Raw genomic sequence first — 20852 nt, 5'->3', positions numbered from 1 at the left:
TCTTGCAACCCTCGCGGAACTGTGACCCAGCTCATAGCATCATCTCCATCGCAACACGCTTTCGAAGGAGACGGACATGACTGAAGACAACGCCGGCACCGTGGCAGGGCAATGGCTCGGCGAGCTGGAACGTGCACTGGAGGCAGGCAACACCGAAGCGGCGGCTGCCCTCTTCGGCGAGGAATCCTACTGGCGGGACCTGTCCGCGCTGACCTGGAACCTGCACACCTCCGAGGGCCGGGAACAGATCAAGGACATGCTCGACGGGGTCGGGCCCGACGCCTGGCCGCGGAACCTGGCCGTGGTCTCCGCCACCGAGGGCGACGGCGTGATCGAGGCCTGGTACACCTTCACCAACAAGTCGATCGACGGCAAGGGGCTGCTGCGGCTGCGCGACGGCAAGTGCTGGACGCTGCTCTCCACCGCGCAGGGCCTGCGCGAGTTCCCCGAACCCGCGGGGGCGCTGCGCGAACGCGGGGCTGACCACGGGTCGGAGATGTCAAGCGAGAACTGGCTGGACAAGCGCACCCGCCGCGAGGCGGAATTCGGCATCGCCGAACAGCCCTACGTGCTGGTCATCGGCGGCGGCCAGGGCGGCATCGGCCTCGCCGCCCGGCTCAAGCGCCTGGGCGTCCCGGCGCTGGTCATCGACAAGCACCCCCGCCCGGGCGACCAGTGGCGATCGCGCTACCACTCGCTGTGCCTGCACGACCCCGTCTGGTACGACCACATGCCCTACATCCCGTTCCCCGACCACTGGCCGGTGTTCACCCCCAAGGACAAGATGGGCGACTGGCTGGAGCACTACACCCGGCTCATGGAGCTCGACTACTGGTCCAACACCGAGGCCACCTCCGCCACCCACGACCCGGACACCGGCACCTGGACGGTCCGGCTCATCCGGGAGGGCCGGGAACACACGCTGAATCCCGCGCACGTGGTCATCGCCACCGGCATGTCCGGGATCCCCAACATCCCTTCCTTCGAGGGCAGCGACGCGTTCGCCGGGGAACAGCACCACTCCTCCACGCACCCCGGGGGCGAGGCGTACCGCGGCAAGGACGTGGTGGTCATCGGCGCCAACAACTCCGCCCACGACATCTGCGCGGACCTGGTGCACAACGGCGCCAGGCCCGTGATGGTGCAGCGCTCCAGCACCCACATCGTGCGCTCGGAGTCCCTGATGAACACCGTGCTGGGCCCGTTGTACTCGGAGGAGGCGCTGGCCAACGGCATCGACCACGAGACCGCCGACCTGATCTTCGCCTCCATCCCCTACAAGGTGCTGCCCGAATTCCACCGCCCCGCCTTCGAGAAGATCCGCGCCGACGACGCGGACTTCTACCAGGGGCTCGCCGACGCCGGGTTCGACCTGGACTTCGGCGACGACGACTCCGGGCTGTTCCTGAAGTACCTGCGCCGCGGCTCGGGCTACTACATCAACATCGGCGCCTCCGAACTGGTCGCCGACGGGTCCATCGCCCTGGCCCACGGCGACGTGGCGCACCTGACCGAGGACTCGGTGGTGCTCACCGACGGCACGGTGCTGCCGGCTGACGCGGTGGTCTATGCCACCGGCTACGGGTCCATGAACGGCTGGGCGGCCAAGCTCATTTCCCAGGACGTGGCCGATGCGGTGGGCAAGTGCTGGGGCCTGGGCTCGGAGACCACCAAGGACCCGGGCCCGTGGCAGGGCGAGCTGCGCAACATGTGGAAGCCGACGCGGCAGGAAAACCTGTGGTTCCACGGCGGGAACCTGCACCAGTCCCGGCACTATTCCAAGTACCTGGCGCTGCAGCTCAAGGCAAGATTCGAGGGAATCGACACCCCGGTCTACGCGCTGGCCGAAACGCACCACACCTCCTGAAGACGGTCCCGGTGCCCCGATTTCCCGCGGATTGTCGGGGTACCGGGGCACAATGGTGGTGTGAGCCCCACGCAACGCGATCCAGCCCAGCCGGAGTTGCCGCTGGATGTTGAATCGGTCCAGGGCGCGGCACCGGCCGACACCCACGCCCACGACGGCTCCCGGGAAGCTGCCGGCGTGCGGCGCGAGCTTGAGCAACTGCGCATCGACAACGCCCGGCTGCGCAAGCTGTTGTCCCTGGGTGTTTCCGAGGCGCGGGCGGCGGCCCCGGCCCAGGGGGAACTCGCGCTGCGCCCCTCGGGCCCGGTCACCGCCGGTTCCCCGGAAGCCGAGAAGATCCGGCTCTACATGGATCTGTTCCGCACCCGCACCGACGTCTTTGCGCTGCGCTGGGAAAATGCGGCCGAGGGAAAGGCCGGCTGGGTGCCGGCGGTTCCCGGGGGCTGGCGCAAGTGGATGGACCGGGAATCCGCCGCCTACACGAAGTTGACCCCGAGCGAGGTCGAGGGCCACCTGCGGGGCAGGCAGCACATCGGGCTCTACCCGTTGACGGCGCGGGACACCTGTTTCTTTGTGGCCGCCGACTTTGACGGGGACGCCGCGATGCTCGATGCGCTGGCCTACCTCAAGGCCGCGCGCCACCGGAACATCCCCGCCGCCCTGGAGGTCTCCCAGTCCGGGCGCGGCGCGCATGTGTGGATCTTCTTCGCCCAGGAGGTTCCGGCCGAGTCCGCGCGGGGGCTGGCCAGCGCGCTGCTTCACGAGGCCATGGGTATCAGGGGCTCGATGTCGCTGCGCAGCTATGACCGGCTCTTCCCCTCCCAGGACAGGCACACCGGCAAGGGCATGGGCAACCTGATCGCCGCCCCGCTCAGTGGAAAGCGCCGCCGGCACGGGACCACGCTCTTCCTCGACACGGCAACGCTGGAACCCTATGAGGACCAGTGGGCCTATCTCTCCGGCCTCGGGCGGGTGAGCGCGGGCGAGTTGAAGTCCCTGTTGCGGGCCCTGCCGGCACCCGTCACCGGGCGCATGACGCGCCTGGAGGTGCCGGTCTCCTCCAAGATCTCCCCCCGCCCGGCACCCTTGGTCAACGCGGTGATCGGTGCCCGCATCACGCTGCGTTCCACGGACCTGGGCCCTGCCATGGTCACCGCGCTGAAGCACGCGGCGGCCCTGCCCAACCCCGACTTCCACGAGCGCCAGCGGCAGCGGCGCTCCACCTGGGGCATCCCGCGCTTCCTCACCAGCTACGACGAAACCCTCGAGGGCGACCTCATCCTGCCCCGCGGGCTGCTGCCCATGCTGGAAAAGCTGGTGGAAACCGCCGGCAGCCGCCTCCTGCTCACCGACAACCGCGTCGCCGGCGAGCCCGGGGATTTCGCCTTCACCGCAACCCTGCACCCCGAGCAGCAGCGGGCGTTCAACGCGCTGCGGGCCCGCACCCACGCGGTGCTGGTCGCGGCACCGGGCAGCGGGAAGACCGTCATGGCCTGTGCCCTGATCGCGGCAAAATCGGTCTCCACCCTGGTGCTGGTGGACCGCAAGGCGCTGGCGGACCAGTGGCGCGGAGAGATCCTCACGTTCCTCGGCGAGAAATCCGGCCAGATCGGCGGCGGTAAGTCCAAGACCACCGGCCGCATCGACGTGGCGCTGCTGCCCACCCTGGCCCGGCGCAAGAACGTCGCCGAGCTGACCGCCGGGTATGGGTTCGTGGTCGTGGACGAGTGCCACCACGTGCCGGCCGCCGCCTTCAGCCAGGTCTTGAACCAGATCCCCGCGCGCTCCTGGCTGGGGCTCACGGCCACCCCGTACCGGCGCGACGGGCTGGAGGAGCTGATCTTCCACCAACTGGGCACCTTCACGCATGAATTCGCCGCGCCGCGCCACGGGGAACTGCCCCAGGGCGCCGCCGAACACCCCGCCCCGGCCCTGCGGCTGCGCCTCCACGACACCGCGTTCGACTTTGCCGGGGACATCGACCCGAGCGCGCCCGGCGGCATCGCGCAGATCTACAAGGTGCTGATCGAGGACGGGGCACGCCTGGCACAGGTCGTCGGCGACGTCGCCGAGGCCCACGCGCAGGGCCGGCAGATCCTGGTCCTTTCCACCTGGAAGCGCCACCTGCAGCTGCTCGCCGACGGGCTGCGGGCCGCCGGGCTCGATCCCATCGAGCTCACCGGCTCGCTGAAGACCGGGGAACGGCGCGAGGCGATCGCCCGGATCAACTCCGCCCCGGCCGACGAGCCCCTGCTGGTGCTGGGCACCGGGTCGCTGATCGGCGAGGGCTTTGACTGCCCGCGGCTTGACACCCTGTTTTTGGCCGCGCCGGTTTCCTTCAAGGGCCGGCTCGTCCAGTATGCGGGTCGCGTTACCCGCCCGTACCCGGGCAAGGATACAGCGGTGGTGCACGACTACATCGATGTGCTGACCCCGGTGATCGCCCGTGCCTACGACAAGCGCTCCGCCGGATACCGGGAGCTGGGGTTCGATCCGGTGCCGACCGACTAACACGATTCAATCTCGGTTACCGCGCCGGTGGCGGGATGCCTGACCCGGCCGCGGCAAAGAGCCCGGTGATGACAATTCCCTCATTTAAATACTGTTGGCGGCTGCACGGCTAGTGGCCGTCCAACCGCCAACAGCGTCTTTGTCGCGCTAAGGCTAATTGTCCTGTCCGGGCAGGCCCTCGAAGGCGACGTTGCCGGTCTTGAGGTTTTCGGTGACGAGTTCGGGAAGCTGTTCAAGGAACGTCTTCCGCTCGGTCACGACGTTCTTCATCGCTGCTTCGACGTTGTCCTTAGTGATGGCCGGCATCATGTATACGGGCTTGGAGTTGACGGCCTCGCCCTTGGCCAGGTTTACTGCCACGGCCAGTCCGGCAGCCATTTCCACGGTTCCGTGCTGCAGCGAGGTGCCGATGAAATCGCCGTTCTTGACTGCCTTCAGGCCGTCTTCAATGCCGTCGATGCCGACGATCGGCACATCACTGATTCCCGCTTCCTTCAGGGCCTGGAGCGCGCCGAGGCCCATGTCGTCGTTCTGCGAGATCACGCCGTCGATGTCATCGCCGAATGCCGAGATCCAGTTCTTCATCTTGTTGACCGCTTCGTCGCGCTTCCAGTTGGCGGTGTCCTTCGCCAGGACCTTCACGTCCGGGTATTTGGCCAGAACCGAGTCGATGCCGGCACCGCGGTCGATCTCACCTGATCCGCCCAACGGACCCTGCAGGATCACGACGTTGCCCTTGCCTCCCAGCTCGTCCATCATCATCTGGGCTTCCTGCGCACCGGCGGCGTTGTCGTCGGGCTGGACCGAGCCGTCAAGGTCCTCGTTTTTCAGCGAAGCGTTGACGTCGACAAAGGGAATTCCGGCAGCCTTGGCCGCGGCAACCTGCGGTTGCAGCGAGCCCGCCTGAACCGGGTTGACCAGAATCGCGTCCACCTGCTGGTTGACGAACTGGTCGACCTGGTTCGCCTGGGTGTTGACGTCGAGGTTGGCCGAGTTCCAGAGGATCTTGATGTTGTTGGCAGCGGCGTACGCCTCGATTCCTTCCTTGCCCTGGGTTACGAACGAGGACATGTCGTAGACGCTGACGCCAACAGTGACTTGGCCGTCGTCGGAGCCCGTCGCGCCGGCTGCGGCGTTCGGGTCCCCGGCGCCGCAGCCGGCGAGGATGAGCGATGCGACTCCGAGCGCCAGCGCGCCTGTGGTGAGCTTCTTGAAAGGACGGATCATCGTTGACACTCCTGCATAAGGGGGGATTGAATTCAATTGAAAAGAGGGTGGTGCTGCGTACGTGGGCTATTTGCGGTGCTTGGAGGCCCAGACGTCGACGGCCACTGCCGCGACGATCAGAATGCCCTTGATGACGTCCTGCCAGTAGGCAGGGACCACCAATAGGTCGAATCCGTTGTTCAGCGTTTGGATGAGCAGCAGGCCCAGGGCCGTGCCCCAAATGCTGCCGCGTCCACCCATGAGCGAGGCACCGCCGATGACTACGGCGGCGATGGCGTCAAGCTCGTATCCGGAGCCGAGGTTCGGTGCCCCGGAAATCACGCGCGAGGCGATCATGATGCCGGAAAGCCCGGCTAGCACCCCACTGATGGCGTAGACGCTGAGCAGGACCCTGGAGCTCTTGACGCCGGCGATCTCCGCGGCCAGGCGGTTGCCGCCCACCGCGTAGACCCGCATGCCATACGCGGTGCGCTTCATGACGATGGCAAGCCCAACGATGCTGACGATCATGAGGATCACTGGAATCTTGACGCCGAGGATCGCGGTATTTGCGAATGTCCCGAAACCAGCCGGAAGCCCATTGATCGGGGCGCCGTTGCCGATAACGTACGCAATGCCGGAAGCCAGGGTCATCATGCCCAGCGTGGCGATGAAGGGCGGAACCTTCATGTACGCCACGACCAGCCCGTTGACCAGCCCCGCCAACAGACCCACCAGCACGGCGACCACCAGGGCAAGCCATATCTGGTCGGGGTTGGCCTTGGCAGTCAGGGCCCCGGCCATGGCGCTGGCGGCTATCACGCTTCCTACGGACAGGTCGATACCACCGGTGAGGATAACCAGTGTCTGGCCCAACGCAATCAGCGCAAACGGGGCGGCCGCGACCAGGATAGTGACCAGGTTCTCCGGGGTTCCGAAGCGTGCGCTGCGGTAGAGGAAGAACATGATTACCAGCACCATCACGACGACCATGGCGTTGTCGATCAGCAGTTGCCGGAACCAGGGCCCGCTGAAACGGGCCGGGCCCAGCGCGGTCGCGGGAGCCGCTTCCGCCGGTGCGGCGACCGTGGCTGGCTTAGTCATTTTCATTCAGGGAGTCCTTCTCGGAGTCGGCTTCCTGCCCGGAGGCAAGTCTAAAAATGCGGTCTTGGATATCGGGGTCGGACAGTTCCTCGCGGGCGATCTCGGCCGCGAAGGCACCCTCGCGCATCACGATGGTTCGGTGGGTAAGTGCGAGGATCTCCGGCATGTCGGAGGACGCCATGACCACTGCCATGCCGGCCTGGGCAAGGTCAGTGATGATCCGGTAGATCTCGTTGCGGGCGCCCACGTCCACGCCTCGCGTCGGTTCGTCAAGCAACAGCACGTCCACCTTGCCGGTGAGCCAGCGACCCAGGACGACTTTTTGCTGATTGCCGCCGGAGAGGGTTTCCACCGACTGCCCCAGGGTGCGGCGGCGCAGCCGCAGCGAATCCATGACCTCGGTCGCCGTTTGCTGGCGGGATTTCCCGTGCAGCCAACCCGCCGTGGAAAACGCGGAAAGCCGGGGCAGGATCGTGTTGTCCAGGATCGACATACCCATGACCGCTCCAGCGGCCTTGCGGTCTTCGGGCACCAACGCCATGCCGGCAACGATCGATGCAGCGGGATTGGCGGTGCGAACCTGCATGCCGGACACGCTGACGGTTCCGGCGCTTCGGGCGCGCATGCCGAAAATCGTTTCCATCAGCTCGGTGCGCCCGGCACCAACCAGACCGGCCAAACCCAGGATTTCCCCGCGCCGCACGCTTAGGCTGACCGGGGCGCTGTCGCCGACGCCGATGTCGCGGACATCCAGGACCACTTCGTCGGAGTGCGGGTGGACCTCGGGGAACAGGTCCTCGAGTTCACGTCCGATCATGGCCCGCACGATCCCGTCGTCGGAGATCTGCCCAATGGGCTGGTCCTCGACCAAATTGCCGTCGCGCAACACGATCACGCGGTCGGCCATCGCACGGATTTCCTCCATCTTGTGCGTGGTGAACAGCAGGGCGACGCCTTCAGCGCGCAGTTGGTGGACGACCAGGGCCAGGCGGGCCACTTCCTTTTCCGCGATGGCGCTCGTCGGCTCATCGAGCAGCAGAACCTTGGCCCCGCGGGTGGTCGCCTTGGCAATTTCGATGATCTGCCGGATGCCCACGGGCAGCGAACCCATCTGGGCTTCCGGTGCGATGTCCAAACCGAATTTCGCGAGCATCGTGCGGGCCTCGGCCCTCATGGCTCGTCTCCGGAGGAATCCGCCCCGGCGCAATTCACGGCCGATGAACAGGTTCTCGTACACCGTCATGTCCGGGATGGATGCCAGCTCCTGCGGCACGATGGCCACCCCGAGCTGGTTGGCGGCCTGCGGGTTGCCCACCGGCAGCTGCGCACCGGCTACCTCGACGCTTCCGCTGTCCGCGCGGTACTGGCCGGAGGCGATCTTCATGAGCGTAGACTTGCCCGCGCCGTTTTCACCGGCCAATGCCGTGACGGTGCCAGGTTCCAGCGTCAGGCTGATTCCATTGAGCACCGGGACGCCGGCAAAGCCCTTGTGGATGTCGAGACATCCCAAGGCCCCGGCGGCCGCGCTCACGCCCCGTTCCCGGGACGGATCATGGTCTTCAGGCTCGTGGAGGCCGTGGAGGTAACCAGCGCGGTCTCGACCTCGCCGAGGCCGTAACTACCCGTCACAAGCGAATCCAGGTCGACCCGCCCGGTGCGCACCAGATTGATCGCAGTGGGCCAGGTGTTGGCGTAGCGGAAGATGCCCGTCACGACGAGTTCCCGGTTCTGGATCAGCGGGATCGGTAAGGCGATTTCGTCGGCACCCATGCCCACCAGTACCGCGACGCCGGCCGGGGCCAGGGCTTCGAGCCCGGCACGCACAGCCGGGGTGGCCCCCGAGCATTCGAGCAGCACGTCCACGCCGAGGCCGCGCAATTCGGCGTCGTCGCCGATCGCATCCAGCGCGCGGTCGGCGCCGAATTTGAGTGCCTGCGCGCGGCGGTCCGCGTCGATGTCACTGATGATGACCTCGGTGGCGCCGAAGGCGCGGGCGACCTGCACGGCAATGATGCCGATCGGGCCGGCCCCGGTTACGAGCACCCGCGATCCTGCGGAAATCCCGGCCTTGCGTGCCGCGGCGATACCCACGGACAGCGGTTCCATCAGGGCCGCGGCATCGTCGCTGATGCTGTCGGGAACTTCGAAGGCGAAGTGCGACTGGATGGTGACGTATTCAGCGAATGCCCCGTCGATCGGAGGCGTCGCGTAGAACTCCATGTGCGGGCAGAGGTTGTAAGCCCCGGCAAGACTTTGCTTGCTGGTGGGCGACGGACGCTGGGGCTCGATGGAGACGCGCTCCCCGATGCGGCCCGGGTCGATACTGGCGCCTACGGCGACGATGACGCCGCCGGCCTCATGGCCAAGCACCATGGGCGATTCGACCACGAAGTCGCCGATGCGGCCTTCCTGGAAGTAGTGGACGTCGGATCCGCAGATACCCACCGAGCCGACGCGCACCAGGACTTCATCGTGGGCCGGAACGGGCACTGGACGCTTCTCGACAACGACCTCGCCCGCGCGGCGCAGGACGCTGGCGCGCATTTCGGTGGGCAGTGGTTCGCGCATGGTTATGCTTCCTTCTTCTGGTTGCTTCGACGGCGCTTCGCCCGCGATGGGTGCGGCGGTGGACCGTGACGACAGGCACAAGTATGTCCCATAGATATACACATGTGCAAACAGTGTGCTCATGTGAGCACGATACGATAGGCTGGGAATCCACCCCCCTCAAGGAGAACCATTGGCATCCATTGGCCCCGACGAACTCGTTCGCCTAGCGCACATTGCCCGCGAACACTACATCGTCGGCAAGACACGCGTTGAAATAGCCGAAGAGCTGGGCCTGAGCCGCTTCAAGGTCGGACGACTTCTCGACGACGCCGTGAAGTCGGGGATAGTCACCTTCGAGATTTCCGTCCCCGGCCCGATCGATGTGGAGCGCTCACTTGAACTGCAGCGGCGGTACGGACTCAAGCGCGCAGTCGTCGTGCGGACCCCGACAGACTCCCCGGATGCCGTCCAAGCGGAACTCGGCCGGGTCGGAGCCGACCTGCTTGCAGAGATCTCCACGGCAGAGGATGTCATCGGCATGACGGCGGGCCGCACCCTGGGCCAGCTAGCCCGTTCCCTCGGCACGCTGTCCGCCAGCGAGGTGGTTCAGCTGGCCGGGGTCGCCGGCCCCATGCAGGCAACGGGCGTGGAAGTCATCCGCCGCGTGGGCGAAGCGTCGAAGTCGCGTGGCTGGACGATCTATGCTCCGCTCGTCGCCTCCGACCCGGAAGCCGCCGCCGCCATTCGACGCCAGCATGACGTGCAGCAAACCATGAGCCAATTCGGCAGGGTCACGTTGGCGTTGGTCGCCATCGGCAGCTGGTCCCCGCCGGACTCCCAGTTCCATGACAACCCCGCACTCACTGACGCCGACCATGCCATGTTGCTGGAACGCGGAGTCCAGGCCGATATCGGGTCGATCCTCATCGACCGCAACGGCAGACCGGTGGACTCCCTCCAGGACCGTTGTATCGCCATCGAAGCGGCCGGGTTGCGCGCCATACCAGAAGTGATCGGCGTGGCCGGCGGCGCCCTGAAATCCGATGCGGTGCGCGCCGCCCTGGCATCCGGACTCATTGACTCACTGGTCACCGACCTCGCACTTGCCACTCGACTACTGGAGAACCACGCATGAGCCGCACCGTCGTCGCAGGAATCGATTCCTCCACCCAGAGCACCAAGGTGTTGCGCGTAGACGCCGAAACCGGCGAGATCCTAAGCAAGACCTCCGCACCCCACCCGGACGGCACCAGCATCGACCCGGAGCGCTGGTGGGAAGCCCTGCAGTCGCAAGGAAGCCTCGACGACGTGGCCGCGTTGTCGGTCAGCGCGCAGCAACACGGCATGGTTGCACTGGACGCTGACGGCATACCCGTGCACGACGCCCTGCTGTGGAACGACACCCGCTCCGCCCCGCAGGCCAAGGCCTTGCGCGAAAAACTGGGAGCCGACTTCTGGGCTAGGGAGATCGGAATCGTCCCGGTCCCGTCCTTCACCGTGACCAAGCTGGCCTGGCTGGCCGAAAGCCATCCGGAACTTGCCAAGCGTGTTCATCAGGTCCTGCTGCCCCACGACTGGCTGACCTGGCGCATCGCCGGGTGCCCGGCAGTTTCGACCACTGACCGCAGCGACGCCTCGGGTACCGGATACTACTCCGTCCCCGAAGGGCGCTACCGCGAAGACATCCTGCGCCTTGCCTTCGGCCACGTCCCCGAGCTTCCCAGGGTCCTTGCCCCGGCCGAGGCCGCAGGAAGAACGTCCTCGGGAGCATTGATCGCCGCTGGATGCGGGGACAACGCCGGAGCAGCGCTCGGCCTGAGCCTGGTCCCAGGCGAAGTGGTGGTGAGCATCGGCACCAGCGGCACGGTCTTTGCCCCGTCTGCCGCCCGCATCCAGGACGCCAGCGGGGCGGTGGCCGGTTTCGCCGATGCCACGGGCGCCAACCTTCCGTTATTGGCCACGATCAATGCTGCCCGCACGCTGGCGGCCAGCGCCCGAATTCTCAACGTCGACCTGAACAGGTTTGACGAGCTGGCTTCAGCGGGCGCCCCAGACGCCGGGGGCCTGACCCTGATCCCGTATCTGGACGGCGAACGGACCCCCGACCTGCCACACGCAACAGGGACGATGACGGGACTGACCCGCGCCAACCTGACTCCCGAAAACATGGCTCGAGCCTCTGTATTGGGATTGCTGTGTACCCTTTCGGACGCGCTGGACCGACTCAGGGCCCAGGGCGTTTCGGCCGAGCGGGTGGTGCTGATAGGCGGAGGCTCGATGTCCCGTTCGGTACGGCGGGCCGCCGCCGAGATCTTTGCCGCGGAAGTGGTGGTTCCGCCTTCGGCCGAGTACGTAGCGCTGGGTGCCGCACGCCAGGCAGCCTGGGCGTTAAGCGGCAAGTCCGCACCCCCAGTCTGGTCCCGTTCCACCGAGGAAACTTATGAACCGAAGGCCGCCGCCTGGGCTGCCGAGGTCCGCGGACGATTCACCGCCGCACGCCTCGCCACATATGGCATCTAGCATTTCCGAAAGGAACCACATGACAGACACCGCACCACAACACGCCGACGCTCGAGCGGCAGCCGGATTCACCGTTGACGCGATCCTCTTCGACCTCGACGGAACGCTGATCGATTCGACGATCGCCACCGAACGTGCCTGGACCACCTGGGGTGCGCAGATGGGCTTGTCCGGCTACACGCACACGCTCCACGGACTCACAGCCCAAAGCCTAGTTGGCAGGCTCATCGAAGAACCGCGGCATGCCGAGGCGCTCGAGCTGATCACCCGCCTTGAAGTCGAGGACACGCACGGAATCCACGTCAAGGACGGGATCCGCCGGATGCTCGCGAGCATCCCGGAGGACCGCTGGACCATCGTGACCTCTTGCACCGGAGAGTTGGCTGCTGCCCGCATGGCAGCCGCCGAGCTCGAGCACCCGGCGCACATGGTCACCGCCGACCAGGTCTCCACGGGCAAGCCCTCCCCCGAAGGATTCTTGCTGGCGGCCCGCCGTCTGGGCGTTGACATACGTCGCTGCCTCGTGGTCGAGGATGCCCCGGCCGGCCTCAGCGCGGGTCGGGCGGCCGGCGCACAAACGCTAGCGGTGACCGGTACCTATTGCGCGGATGCGCTCAGCGCCGACGCCATCGTGGCAAGCCTTGACCGGTTGGACATCTCCACCACCGCTGAGGGGTCGTTGCTGGTGTCCATCGGCGGCCGCTCCCTGACCACGGAGTAACGCCACGGCGCCACCTACCTCGTGGGCGCGGCGGGGGCGTGGCGTGGACCCTCTTAGGTTTCCACACCGCGCCGCCGCCGTCGTTGCGCCGGGTCGCGACCTAGCGCAACGGGTTGAAGTGCCGCATGACGGCCGGGGTCGATCCCCCGGTGATCGAGGCGGCAAGCATCTTGCCGGTCAGCGGGCCCAGCGCCACGCCCCACATGCCGTGGCCTCCGGCCACGTGCACGCGCGGGGAGCGGGTGGCGCCGATGAGCGGCAGGCCGTCGGTGGTGCAGGGCCGCGACCCTACCCATTCCTCCTGGCGGTCCTCCCAGTTGATGCCGGTGAACAGCGGGGAGGCGGCCGCCACGATGGCCTCGATTCGCTTGGGCTCCAGCGGGTGGTCCGCGTCGCGGAACTCCATGGTCCCCGCCACCCGGAACCTGTCCCCCAGCGGGGTGCAGGCCACGCGCTGGGCGGGGAAGTAGATCGGGTGGGTCGGCATGACCTCGGGGACCACGGTGAAGGAGTAGCCGCGCCCGGCCTGCACCACGCGCCTGACGCCGAACTTCCGCGCCAGCTTGCCCAGCCAGGCGCCGGTGGCAATGACCACCGCATCGGCGCCCTGGATCCGGCCCTGTCCGTCCACGACCTCGACGCCGTGGGCGTGTTCGCGGACGTCGGCCACCTCGAAGTCGGTGACGATTTCTCCGCCGCGGGCAATGACCGAATCGGCCAGGGAGTCCATGAACTTGGGCGGGTTGATGAAACGCTGGTGGTGGATCGCGACGCCGGCCTTGACCCCGTCGCCCAAGGTGGGCTCCATGGCCCGGATGTCCTCGGCGCCCAGCAGGTCGAATTCGACCTCGCCGCCGGAGGCGCGGATGCCCTCGAATTCATGGAGCAGCCCGTCTCGGTCCTTGAGGCTCTTGAAGCCGGTCAGGAAGGGCTCGGCCGGCCGGGTGGGTTCCACCACGCCGGTGCCCAGGGTGGCGGTGCCGCCGTCGTTGCCCGGGGCGCCGGGCCCGTTGACCGAGCCAGCCTTGCCGATCCTGCCGATGGAACTGGCCTCGGAGATCTCGTCGAAGGCGTCCAACCCGGTGGTCCCGATCTCGCTGAAGACCGCCATGGCCTCGCGCCACTTGCCCGGGGTGCAATGCCGGGCGAAGCCCAGCAGGAAGCGGATCAGCGAGGGCTTGGCGGAGAGCGGAATGTAAAGCGGGGAGGCCGGGTCGAACATGGTCTTCAGGCCATAGGTGAGCACCGAGGGTTCGCTCAGCGGAAGCGTCAGCGCCGGGGTGAGCCACCCCGCGTTGCCCCAGGAGGAACCCGCGGCCACGCCGTCGCGGTCCAGCACGGTGACCTTGACCCCGCGTTCCTGCAGGTACCAGGCCGTGGACAGGCCCACCATGCCCGCACCGATGACAACCACGTGTTCCGGACTCGTTGTGCTCATTTCACGCTCCATTCTCTTGCTTGCCGCGCCCCCGGGGCGGACGTCGCTGTCCGCGGGGTGCCCGGCCGAATTGCCGATGTTCAATGTCTGGGGGTGGCCGGGAGTGCGCCGGAGGGTGTGCCCACCCTCCGGCGCACTCCCCCCGGCCACGGGGGTTCGTGCGGATGGAACTGCGGTTTAGACGTAGTCCTTGTACTTCTCCAGGTGGCGGACCGGGGTGGAGAGCGCGTCGCGGCGGAACGGGTCGCCCAGTTCGCGGGTGCACATGATCTCGATGACGGTGGTCTTGCCGTCGACCATCTGGTTGTTCAGGGCTTCCTTGAGTGCCGACCCGACGTTTTCCAGCTTGTCCACGACGATGCCCTCGGCACCCATGCTGCGGGCCATCTCGGCGAAGGACTCGCCGTTGTCCAGCTCTCCGGCGATGAATCGGCGGTTGTAGAACTCGACCTGGTTCTTCTTCTCCGCTCCCCACTGGCGGTTGCGGAAGACGATCGCGGTGACCGGCAGGTCGTGGCGGACCGCGGTGAGGACCTCGCCCATGCTCATGGCCCAGGCGCCGTCGCCTGCGTAGGCGATGGCCGGGCGGTGCGGCGCCGCGGCCTTGGCACCGATCATGGTCGGCAGTGCGTAGCCGCAGTTGCCGAAGGACATGGGCGCGAAGAAGCTTCGCGGCTTCTCGAAGCGCAGGTAGCTGTGCGCCACGGAGTTGATGTTGCCGATGTCGGTGGAGATCATGACGTCTTCCGGCATGGCCTTCTCCAGTTCGCGCAGCACCTGGCGCGGGTGCAGCCAGTTGCCCTCTTCACCTTCTGCCTCGGCGATCACGTCGAGTGAGTACTCGTCCTGCTCGTGGGTCCACTCGGAGAGCTCCTGCTCCCAGGCTTCCTTTTCGGCCTTGATGTTCGCTGCGCGTTCGGCCTTGGTCGCATCCGATGCCAGTTCGATGCCCTCGAGGCGCTTGGAGAGCTCAATGGCAACCGCCTTGGCATCTCCGGTGATTCCGACCGCAATCTTCTTCACCAGTCCGAGCTTGGTGTGGTCCGCATCGATCTGGATGATCTTGGCCTCGGTCGGCCAGTAGGCCTGGCCGTACTGCGGCAGGGTGCCGAACGGGCCAAGCCGGGTACCCAGCGCGATCACGACATCCGCCTGGGAGATGAGCTTCATGCCGGCCTTGGATCCCTGGTAGCCCAGCGGGCCCGCCCAAAGCGGGTGGCTGGCCGGGAAGGAGTCGTTGTGCTGGTAGCTGTTGACCACCGGTGCGCCGAGGCGCTCGGCCAGGGCCTTGGCTTCCTCGACGCCGTCTGCCATGACCACGCCGCCGCCGGAGACTATGACAGGGTTCTTGGCGGTCTTGAGCAACTCGATGGCCTCGTCGAGGGACTTGGTGCCGCCGGCGCCGCGGTCGACGCGGCGCGGGGCGGGGATCTCGGTGATGGACTCGCCGTAGAAGTAGTCGCGTGGGATGTTCAGCTGGGTCGGGCCGTTTTCGCTCATCGCGCGGTCGAAGCAGCGGGCGGTGAATTCGGCCATGCGGTTCGGGTGCGTGACGTGGCCCTGGTACTTGGTGAATTCCTGGAACATCGGCAGTTGGTTGGCCTCCTGGAAACCGCCCAGGCCGATGGTGTTGGTTCCGGCCTCCGGGGTGATGATCACGACCGGGCTGTGGGCCCAATAGGCGGCGGCGATGCCGGTGACGCAGTTGGAAATGCCCGGGCCGTTCTGCCCGATGACCACGCCGTGGCGGCCGGAGGCGCGGGCATAGCCGTCGGCCATGTGGGCGGCGCCCTGTTCGTGCACGACGGGCACCAGGCGGATGCCTGCCGGGGCGAAGATGTCCATGGCGTCCATGAAGGCAGAGCCCATGATGCCGAAGATGTCGGTGACATCGTTGGACACCAGTGTCTCAACGAAGGCTTCCGACGACGTCATCTTCTGCGCGCCCTTGACGACCTCGCGGGATGTGGCCTTTTCAGTCATTACTAGTCTCCTTCGGGGATCAAGACGTCGCGGTCACGCAAAGTCTCAAAAAATGATTCAAACTGCTCCCAAAAACGGGATTGGTGTCAAAGCTATGCGACACAGCTCACATCCGTCAAGCCTCTATTCCATTTATTCTTCGTCCTGATACGATTTAATGAAACTTCGCACATCGGCAGATTGGATCGATCATGGAAAATCTCACGGAACCGGATCTCGGGCCCGCGGGCGCTGTCCAGGGGGAGACACCGGCCCTGCGCCTCTTCGCCCTGCTTGAGCTGATCACCACGCGCGACCAGCTCTTCACCCTGCAGTCGCTGGTGGACCAGACCGGCCTGCCCAAGCCCACGCTGCACCGCATGCTCCAGCAGCTCGAGGGCGCCAATCTGCTCACGCGGCAGTCCGACGGCCGGCACTACGGCACCGGTTCGCGCATGCGCCGCATGGCGGAGGACGTGCTGCTCAACGACACCCGGCACGGCACCCGGCACGCCATCCTTCGGGGGCTGGTCGACGAGATCGGCGAGAGCTGCAACATCACCGCGCTGTCCGGAAACGAGGTCATCTATCTTGACCGCGTCGAGACCAACGAGCCCCTGCGTGTGCACCTGGGGCCCGGTTCCCGGGTTCCGGTGCATTGCTCGGCCAGCGGAAAGCTGATCCTTGCCCAGTTCGGGCCCACCCAGCGCGAACGCGTCCTGGCCACCGGGCCGCTGCAGCGCTTCACGGCCCACACGCTGACGGACAAGGCGGAAATCGAGGCCGAATTGGCCCGGATCCGGATCGACGGCTACGCCGAGGACCGCCAGGAATACCTGGACGGGCTGGTCTGCCTCGCCGTGCTGGTTCCCAACCCTGCGGGGCGCTCGAACCTCTGCGTCGCGGTACAGGCGCCCATGATGCGCAAGAGCTCGGCCGACCTGCTCAAGCTGCTGCCCGCGCTGCGCCGGGCCGCCGAGAGCATTTCGCGCATCGAGGACCATGCGGACTTGGGTTCCCCCGAGTCCGAGCCCATGGCGGTGGGGTGGTGAGGCAGATGAACCATGAAGCCGCCGCCCTCCCGCAGCAGGAGCTGGTCCCGGTCCGCGAGATCTTCGGCATCGACAGCGGCCTGCGGGTCCCCCGATTCACCGAAACCTCCGAGCACGTCCCCGCCCTCGACCCCGCCTACCGATTCAACCCGGATGTCACCCTGGCCATCCTGGCCGGCTTCACCCACAACAGCCGCGTCATGATCCAGGGCCTGCACGGCACGGGAAAGTCCACACACATCGAGCAGGTCGCCGCCCGGCTGAACTGGCCGCTGATGCGGGTGAACCTCGACGGGCACATCAGCCGCCTGGACCTGGTCGGCAAGGACACCGTGGTGATCCAGGACGGCTCCCCGGCCACCAGGTTCCAGGAGGGGGTAGTCCCCTGGGCCATGGTCCAGCCCATGGCCCTGGTCTTCGACGAGTACGACGCGGGGCGGCCCGATGTCATGTTCGTGATCCAGCGGCTGCTCGAGCGCGACGGCGGATTCACCCTGCCGGACCAGAACCGCGTCATCCGCCCGCACCCGCACTTCCGGCTCTTTGCCACGGCAAACACCGTCGGACTGGGAAACCTCAACGGCCTCTACCACGGGGTGCAGCGCCTGAACCACGCCCAGCTGGACCGCTGGAACATCGTCGCCGCCCTCGACTACCTTCCGGTGGACGAGGAGGTCGCGATCGTTGCCGCCCGCGTCCCAGCACTGGCGGCAACCCCGGCAGGGGCGGACCTGATCCGGTCGATGGTGGAGGTTGCGAACCTGACGCGCGCCGGCTTCGCCGCCGGGGACATCTCCACCCTGATGTCGCCCCGCACGGTGATCACCTGGGCGGAAAATGTCTCCATCTTCCGCGATCCCGCGCTGGCCTTCCGGCTCTCCTTCGTCAACAAGTGCGACGAGGCAGAGCGCTTCATCGTCTCCGAGTACTACCAGCGCGCCCTGGCCACCGAACTCGACGAGTCCTACGCGCTCGTTCCCGTCGGGGCCTAGGACAGACCCGGCACCCCGTGAGTGCAGCCCAGGCCACTGAACGCCGCGCCCAGGAAATCAGGGAGCTGTGCGCCGCGTCCCTGCGTGCCCTCGGCGCCGATCCGCGGCTTGAATTGCTCGGTTCCCGCCCCTACCGCGGCACCGACGTGCTTCCGTTCAATGCCCCGCACCTCTATCCGCCGGCAGCGGGGGCAGCCTTCGAGTCGTTTCGCGGCGCCGCCGACGGGATGGCCCTGCGTGCGCTGCATTCGGACACCGCCGCGCATCTGGCCCTGCTCCCGCATTCCCCCAGCGCCCGGCTGGTTTTTGAGGTGCTGGAACAATTCCGCTGCGAATCCCTGGCCACCCTGCCCGGGGTCACCGCCAACCTCCGGGCCCGGCACGTCGCCTGGTCCAAGGAATACCTTGCCTCCGGCCTCACCGAAACCGCCCTGGGCATCCTCCTCTACACGATCTTCCAGGTGACCCGCTCGCGGATCAGCGGCGAGCCGGTGGTCCACGAATCCGAGGACCTGATCGAGGCGACCCGCGCGAACCTGTCCTCGACCCTCGGCCCGCTGCTCCCCGCGCTTCGCCGTCACAAGCACAGCCAGGCCGACTTCGCCCCCCACGCACTGCTGGTCGCCGATCTCGTCGCCGAGGCCGTCAGTGCCCTGGAGTCCCGGGCACCGGCCCGCACAACGGCCAAGGCCAGGCAATCGACGGCACCCGACTTCTCCCTGCTGGTTGACGTCGAGCACGATGCCGCGGCCATCGGGGCCCTGGGAACCGGAACCAGCAGTACGCTGGCCACGGCCGCAAACGGCTACACGGTCTTCACGCGTGCCCATGACAAGGTGTCCCCGGCCACCGCGCTGGTGCGCGGGGAGCTGTTGCGCGGCTACCGCGAACGCATCGCCGAGCGGGTGCGCACGGAGGCGGTGAATGTGGCGATGCTGGCCCGGAAACTCCAGGGACTGCTCTGCGTTCCGGAGCGCTCCGGCCACGATTCCGGCGCGGAGGAAGGGCTGCTCGACGCAACCCGGCTGGGCCAGCTCATTGCCTCCCCCACCGAGCGGCGGCTTTTCAAGACCGAGCGGTTCGAACCCTCCGCCGCGGCGACGCTGACGTTCCTGGTGGACTGCTCCGGCTCGATGAAGGAACACTCGGAGGGACTTGCTGCATTCCTTGACGTGTTGGTGCGGGCGCTGGAGCGCATCGACGTGCCCTGCGAGGTGCTCGGCTACACCACCGGGGCGTGGAATGGCGGCCGGGCGCTGAAGGACTGGCGCCGCGCGGGAAGCCCGCAGCACCCCGGGCGGCTCAACGAGCTCAGCCACCTGGTCTTCAAGGATGCAGCGACCCCGTGGCGCACCGGGCGCCTGGGGCTTGCCGCCATGCTCAAGTCGACCCTGTATCGCGAGGGCATTGACGGGGAGGCCGTGCGCTGGGCGCTGGGCCGCCTTGAGGCCGGAAGCGAAGGGCGGAGGATCCTGGTGGTGGTCTCCGACGGCAGTCCCGCGGATGGTGCCACGGCAAACGCCAACGACGAAAACTACCTGCAGCACGATCTCGCAAACGTGCTCCACGAGGCCGAGGCGGCCGGTCGGGCAACTGTCGTCGGGCTGGGCCTGGGGCTGGACATGAGCCCCTATTTCAGGCGCAGCACCATCCTGGATGCGCAACGGCTGGGCGGTTCGGAAACAGTGCGTGACCTCCTGGTCCTGCTGGAACATTCGCTGCGCGCCACGCGCTGATCGCGCGAGAACCAAGCAACGCGCACCGGCCAACGCCACCACTCTCCACGGCCGGCGGCCTTGGGTGCCTGGCCGCCGCGGTCCGGGGGGGGCGCCGGCACTGGGGGTCTTCACCGGGCCGGCGGTACGCTGGGGTTGTCCACCACCATCGCGAGGAGACCCATGGCAGCGAAGCCGCCCGCAATGTCACCGTCGGACCTTCCTGTTGCCCAGGTGCTTGACCGGACCACGGGGCCACGTCGCGCCGAGGCCGAGGAACTGCTCGAGCTGCTCGGCGAGATCAGCGGCGAGCAGCCCGTCGTGTGGGCGGGCCGCATCATCGGCTTCGGAGAGTACGAGTACCGCTACGAGAGCGGACGCGGGGGACGCTCCCCCGTGCTCGCCTTCGCGCCGGGCCCGACGAAGCACACGATCTACCTCGTCAACGATTTTTCACAGCGCTGGCCCGACCTGATGGCCCGGCTCGGCAAGCACCGTGCCAGCAAGGTTTGCCTGTACCTCACACGGTTGACCGGGGTGGATCGCAGCGCACTGCGCCAACTTCTGGAACACTCACTCGCCGAGACCCGGCCCCCGGGGCGCTGAACACCGGAAGATCCCCAACGGCCGCGGCGCTCGGAACAGGAACCGGCCACGGGCTGCCTGCCCGTGGTCCCGCCGTGGCCATGGACCTATCCTGAACCATGGGTGTCTACGTTCTTGTTGCCTTTGTCGTTCCGGCGCGGGCCGGCTTGGTCTTCCCCCGGTCCGGCTGGCCGCTGCATATCACCCTGGTTCGCTTCGACACGCGGGAAAGCGCCGAGGTCGTACGCGCCCGGCTCGATGGCGTGCTGCCGGCGCGGCTGGGCTTTGGCGTGCGCGTGGGCCCGGACGCGCAGTTCGGCCGCGACGGGTCGGTGCCGGTCTCGCTGGTGGAACCGGAGCCGGCCCTGCAGCGGCTTCACACCGCCGCGCTGGAGGCCCTGGGAGAGCAGGTCCACCTGCCCGGGGCACGGCACAACGGCCCGAATTACCGCCCGCACGTCACCCATGCCGACACCCGCCTGCGGCCCGGGGACCGGGTCCAGATCCGGCAGGCAGCGCTGGTGGACATGCGTCCGGACAATGATCCTCGGCTGCGGCGGGTACTGGCCGTCTGGGAACCGGCGTAGAACAGGATCCGCCGCGGCCCGACGCCACGGCATTGAGCCGGG

At 67.2% G+C, this 20852-nt stretch carries 16 protein-coding genes; 10 read left to right on the top strand and 6 right to left on the bottom strand.

Annotated features, from left to right (window positions below):
- Positions 1-76: 76 nt before the first annotated feature.
- Positions 77-1867 carry an NAD(P)-binding domain-containing protein gene (locus AC6CHY_RS10820; protein ID WP_498226717.1) on the top strand — a complete coding sequence of 597 codons (1791 nt, stop codon included), beginning with the start codon at positions 77-79 and terminating at the stop codon, positions 1865-1867.
- 60 nt (positions 1868-1927) lie between these two features.
- On the top strand, positions 1928-4378 hold the full coding sequence (locus AC6CHY_RS10815) for a TOTE conflict system archaeo-eukaryotic primase domain-containing protein (RefSeq protein ID WP_498226716.1): 2451 nt from the start codon (positions 1928-1930) through the stop codon (positions 4376-4378).
- A gap of 153 nt (positions 4379-4531) precedes the next feature.
- Here AC6CHY_RS10815 and AC6CHY_RS10810 read toward each other — a convergent pair whose 3' ends face one another.
- The 4 genes from AC6CHY_RS10810 to AC6CHY_RS10795 all read right to left on the bottom strand — a co-directional run bounded on the left by AC6CHY_RS10810 (position 4532) and on the right by AC6CHY_RS10795 (position 9256).
- Positions 4532-5605, bottom strand: coding sequence for a substrate-binding domain-containing protein (locus AC6CHY_RS10810; RefSeq protein ID WP_498226715.1), 1074 nt, complete (start codon positions 5603-5605; stop codon positions 4532-4534).
- Positions 5606-5671: 66 nt separating this feature from the next.
- A complete protein-coding gene (locus AC6CHY_RS10805; protein WP_498226714.1) occupies positions 5672-6688 on the bottom strand; it encodes an ABC transporter permease in 1017 nt (338 codons plus the stop codon).
- Complete coding sequence (locus tag AC6CHY_RS10800; protein WP_498226713.1) at positions 6681-8219, bottom strand: sugar ABC transporter ATP-binding protein; 1539 nt, start codon at positions 8217-8219, stop codon at positions 6681-6683. Before AC6CHY_RS10800 ends, AC6CHY_RS10805 begins: the two co-directional genes overlap by 8 nt.
- Entirely contained in the window at positions 8216-9256 is a 1041-nt protein-coding gene (locus AC6CHY_RS10795; protein ID WP_498226712.1) for an NAD(P)-dependent alcohol dehydrogenase, read from the bottom strand. Before AC6CHY_RS10795 ends, AC6CHY_RS10800 begins: the two co-directional genes overlap by 4 nt.
- Before the next feature lie 172 nt (positions 9257-9428).
- Here AC6CHY_RS10795 and AC6CHY_RS10790 point away from each other — a divergent pair, with 172 nt between their 5' ends.
- Genes AC6CHY_RS10790 through AC6CHY_RS10780 form a run of 3 tightly spaced genes read left to right on the top strand, consistent with a single transcriptional unit; the run spans position 9429 to position 12479 of the window.
- Positions 9429-10373 carry a sugar-binding transcriptional regulator gene (locus AC6CHY_RS10790; protein WP_498226711.1) on the top strand — a complete coding sequence of 315 codons (945 nt, stop codon included), beginning with the start codon at positions 9429-9431 and terminating at the stop codon, positions 10371-10373.
- Complete coding sequence (xylB, locus tag AC6CHY_RS10785) at positions 10370-11758, top strand: xylulokinase (protein ID WP_498226710.1); 1389 nt, start codon at positions 10370-10372, stop codon at positions 11756-11758. Before AC6CHY_RS10790 ends, xylB begins: the two co-directional genes overlap by 4 nt.
- A 19-nt stretch (positions 11759-11777) precedes the next feature.
- A complete protein-coding gene (locus AC6CHY_RS10780; protein WP_498226709.1) occupies positions 11778-12479 on the top strand; it encodes an HAD-IA family hydrolase in 702 nt (233 codons plus the stop codon).
- A 100-nt stretch (positions 12480-12579) separates the two neighbouring features.
- Here AC6CHY_RS10780 and AC6CHY_RS10775 read toward each other — a convergent pair whose 3' ends face one another.
- Both AC6CHY_RS10775 and xsc read right to left on the bottom strand, forming a co-directional pair.
- Entirely contained in the window at positions 12580-13917 is a 1338-nt protein-coding gene (locus AC6CHY_RS10775; protein ID WP_217388768.1) for an NAD(P)/FAD-dependent oxidoreductase, read from the bottom strand.
- A 177-nt stretch (positions 13918-14094) separates the two neighbouring features.
- Positions 14095-15900 (bottom strand): sulfoacetaldehyde acetyltransferase, encoded by a 1806-nt coding sequence (xsc, locus tag AC6CHY_RS10770; protein WP_498226708.1) that lies wholly within the window; start codon positions 15898-15900, stop codon positions 14095-14097.
- A gap of 191 nt (positions 15901-16091) precedes the next feature.
- Here xsc and AC6CHY_RS10765 point away from each other — a divergent pair, with 191 nt between their 5' ends.
- The 5 genes from AC6CHY_RS10765 (at position 16092) to AC6CHY_RS10745 (ending at position 20810) form a co-directional block, all read left to right on the top strand.
- Positions 16092-16931 carry an IclR family transcriptional regulator gene (locus tag AC6CHY_RS10765; protein ID WP_217388770.1) on the top strand — a complete coding sequence of 280 codons (840 nt, stop codon included), beginning with the start codon at positions 16092-16094 and terminating at the stop codon, positions 16929-16931.
- A 5-nt stretch (positions 16932-16936) separates the two neighbouring features.
- The gene (locus AC6CHY_RS10760) at positions 16937-17923 is read left to right on the top strand and encodes an AAA family ATPase (RefSeq protein WP_498226707.1); all 987 of its coding nucleotides are present in this window, start codon (positions 16937-16939) and stop codon (positions 17921-17923) included.
- A 17-nt stretch (positions 17924-17940) separates the two neighbouring features.
- On the top strand, positions 17941-19659 hold the full coding sequence (locus AC6CHY_RS10755; RefSeq protein WP_498226706.1) for a cobaltochelatase CobT-related protein: 1719 nt from the start codon (positions 17941-17943) through the stop codon (positions 19657-19659).
- A gap of 162 nt (positions 19660-19821) precedes the next feature.
- Complete coding sequence (locus AC6CHY_RS10750; RefSeq protein WP_217388773.1) at positions 19822-20244, top strand: DUF1801 domain-containing protein; 423 nt, start codon at positions 19822-19824, stop codon at positions 20242-20244.
- A gap of 98 nt (positions 20245-20342) precedes the next feature.
- A complete protein-coding gene (locus tag AC6CHY_RS10745; protein WP_217388774.1) occupies positions 20343-20810 on the top strand; it encodes a 2'-5' RNA ligase family protein in 468 nt (155 codons plus the stop codon).
- Positions 20811-20852 lie beyond the last annotated feature (42 nt).

This window comes from Paeniglutamicibacter sp. GQ140 (genome assembly GCF_059759235.1).
This window is presented reverse-complemented; position numbering and strand designations above follow the sequence as displayed.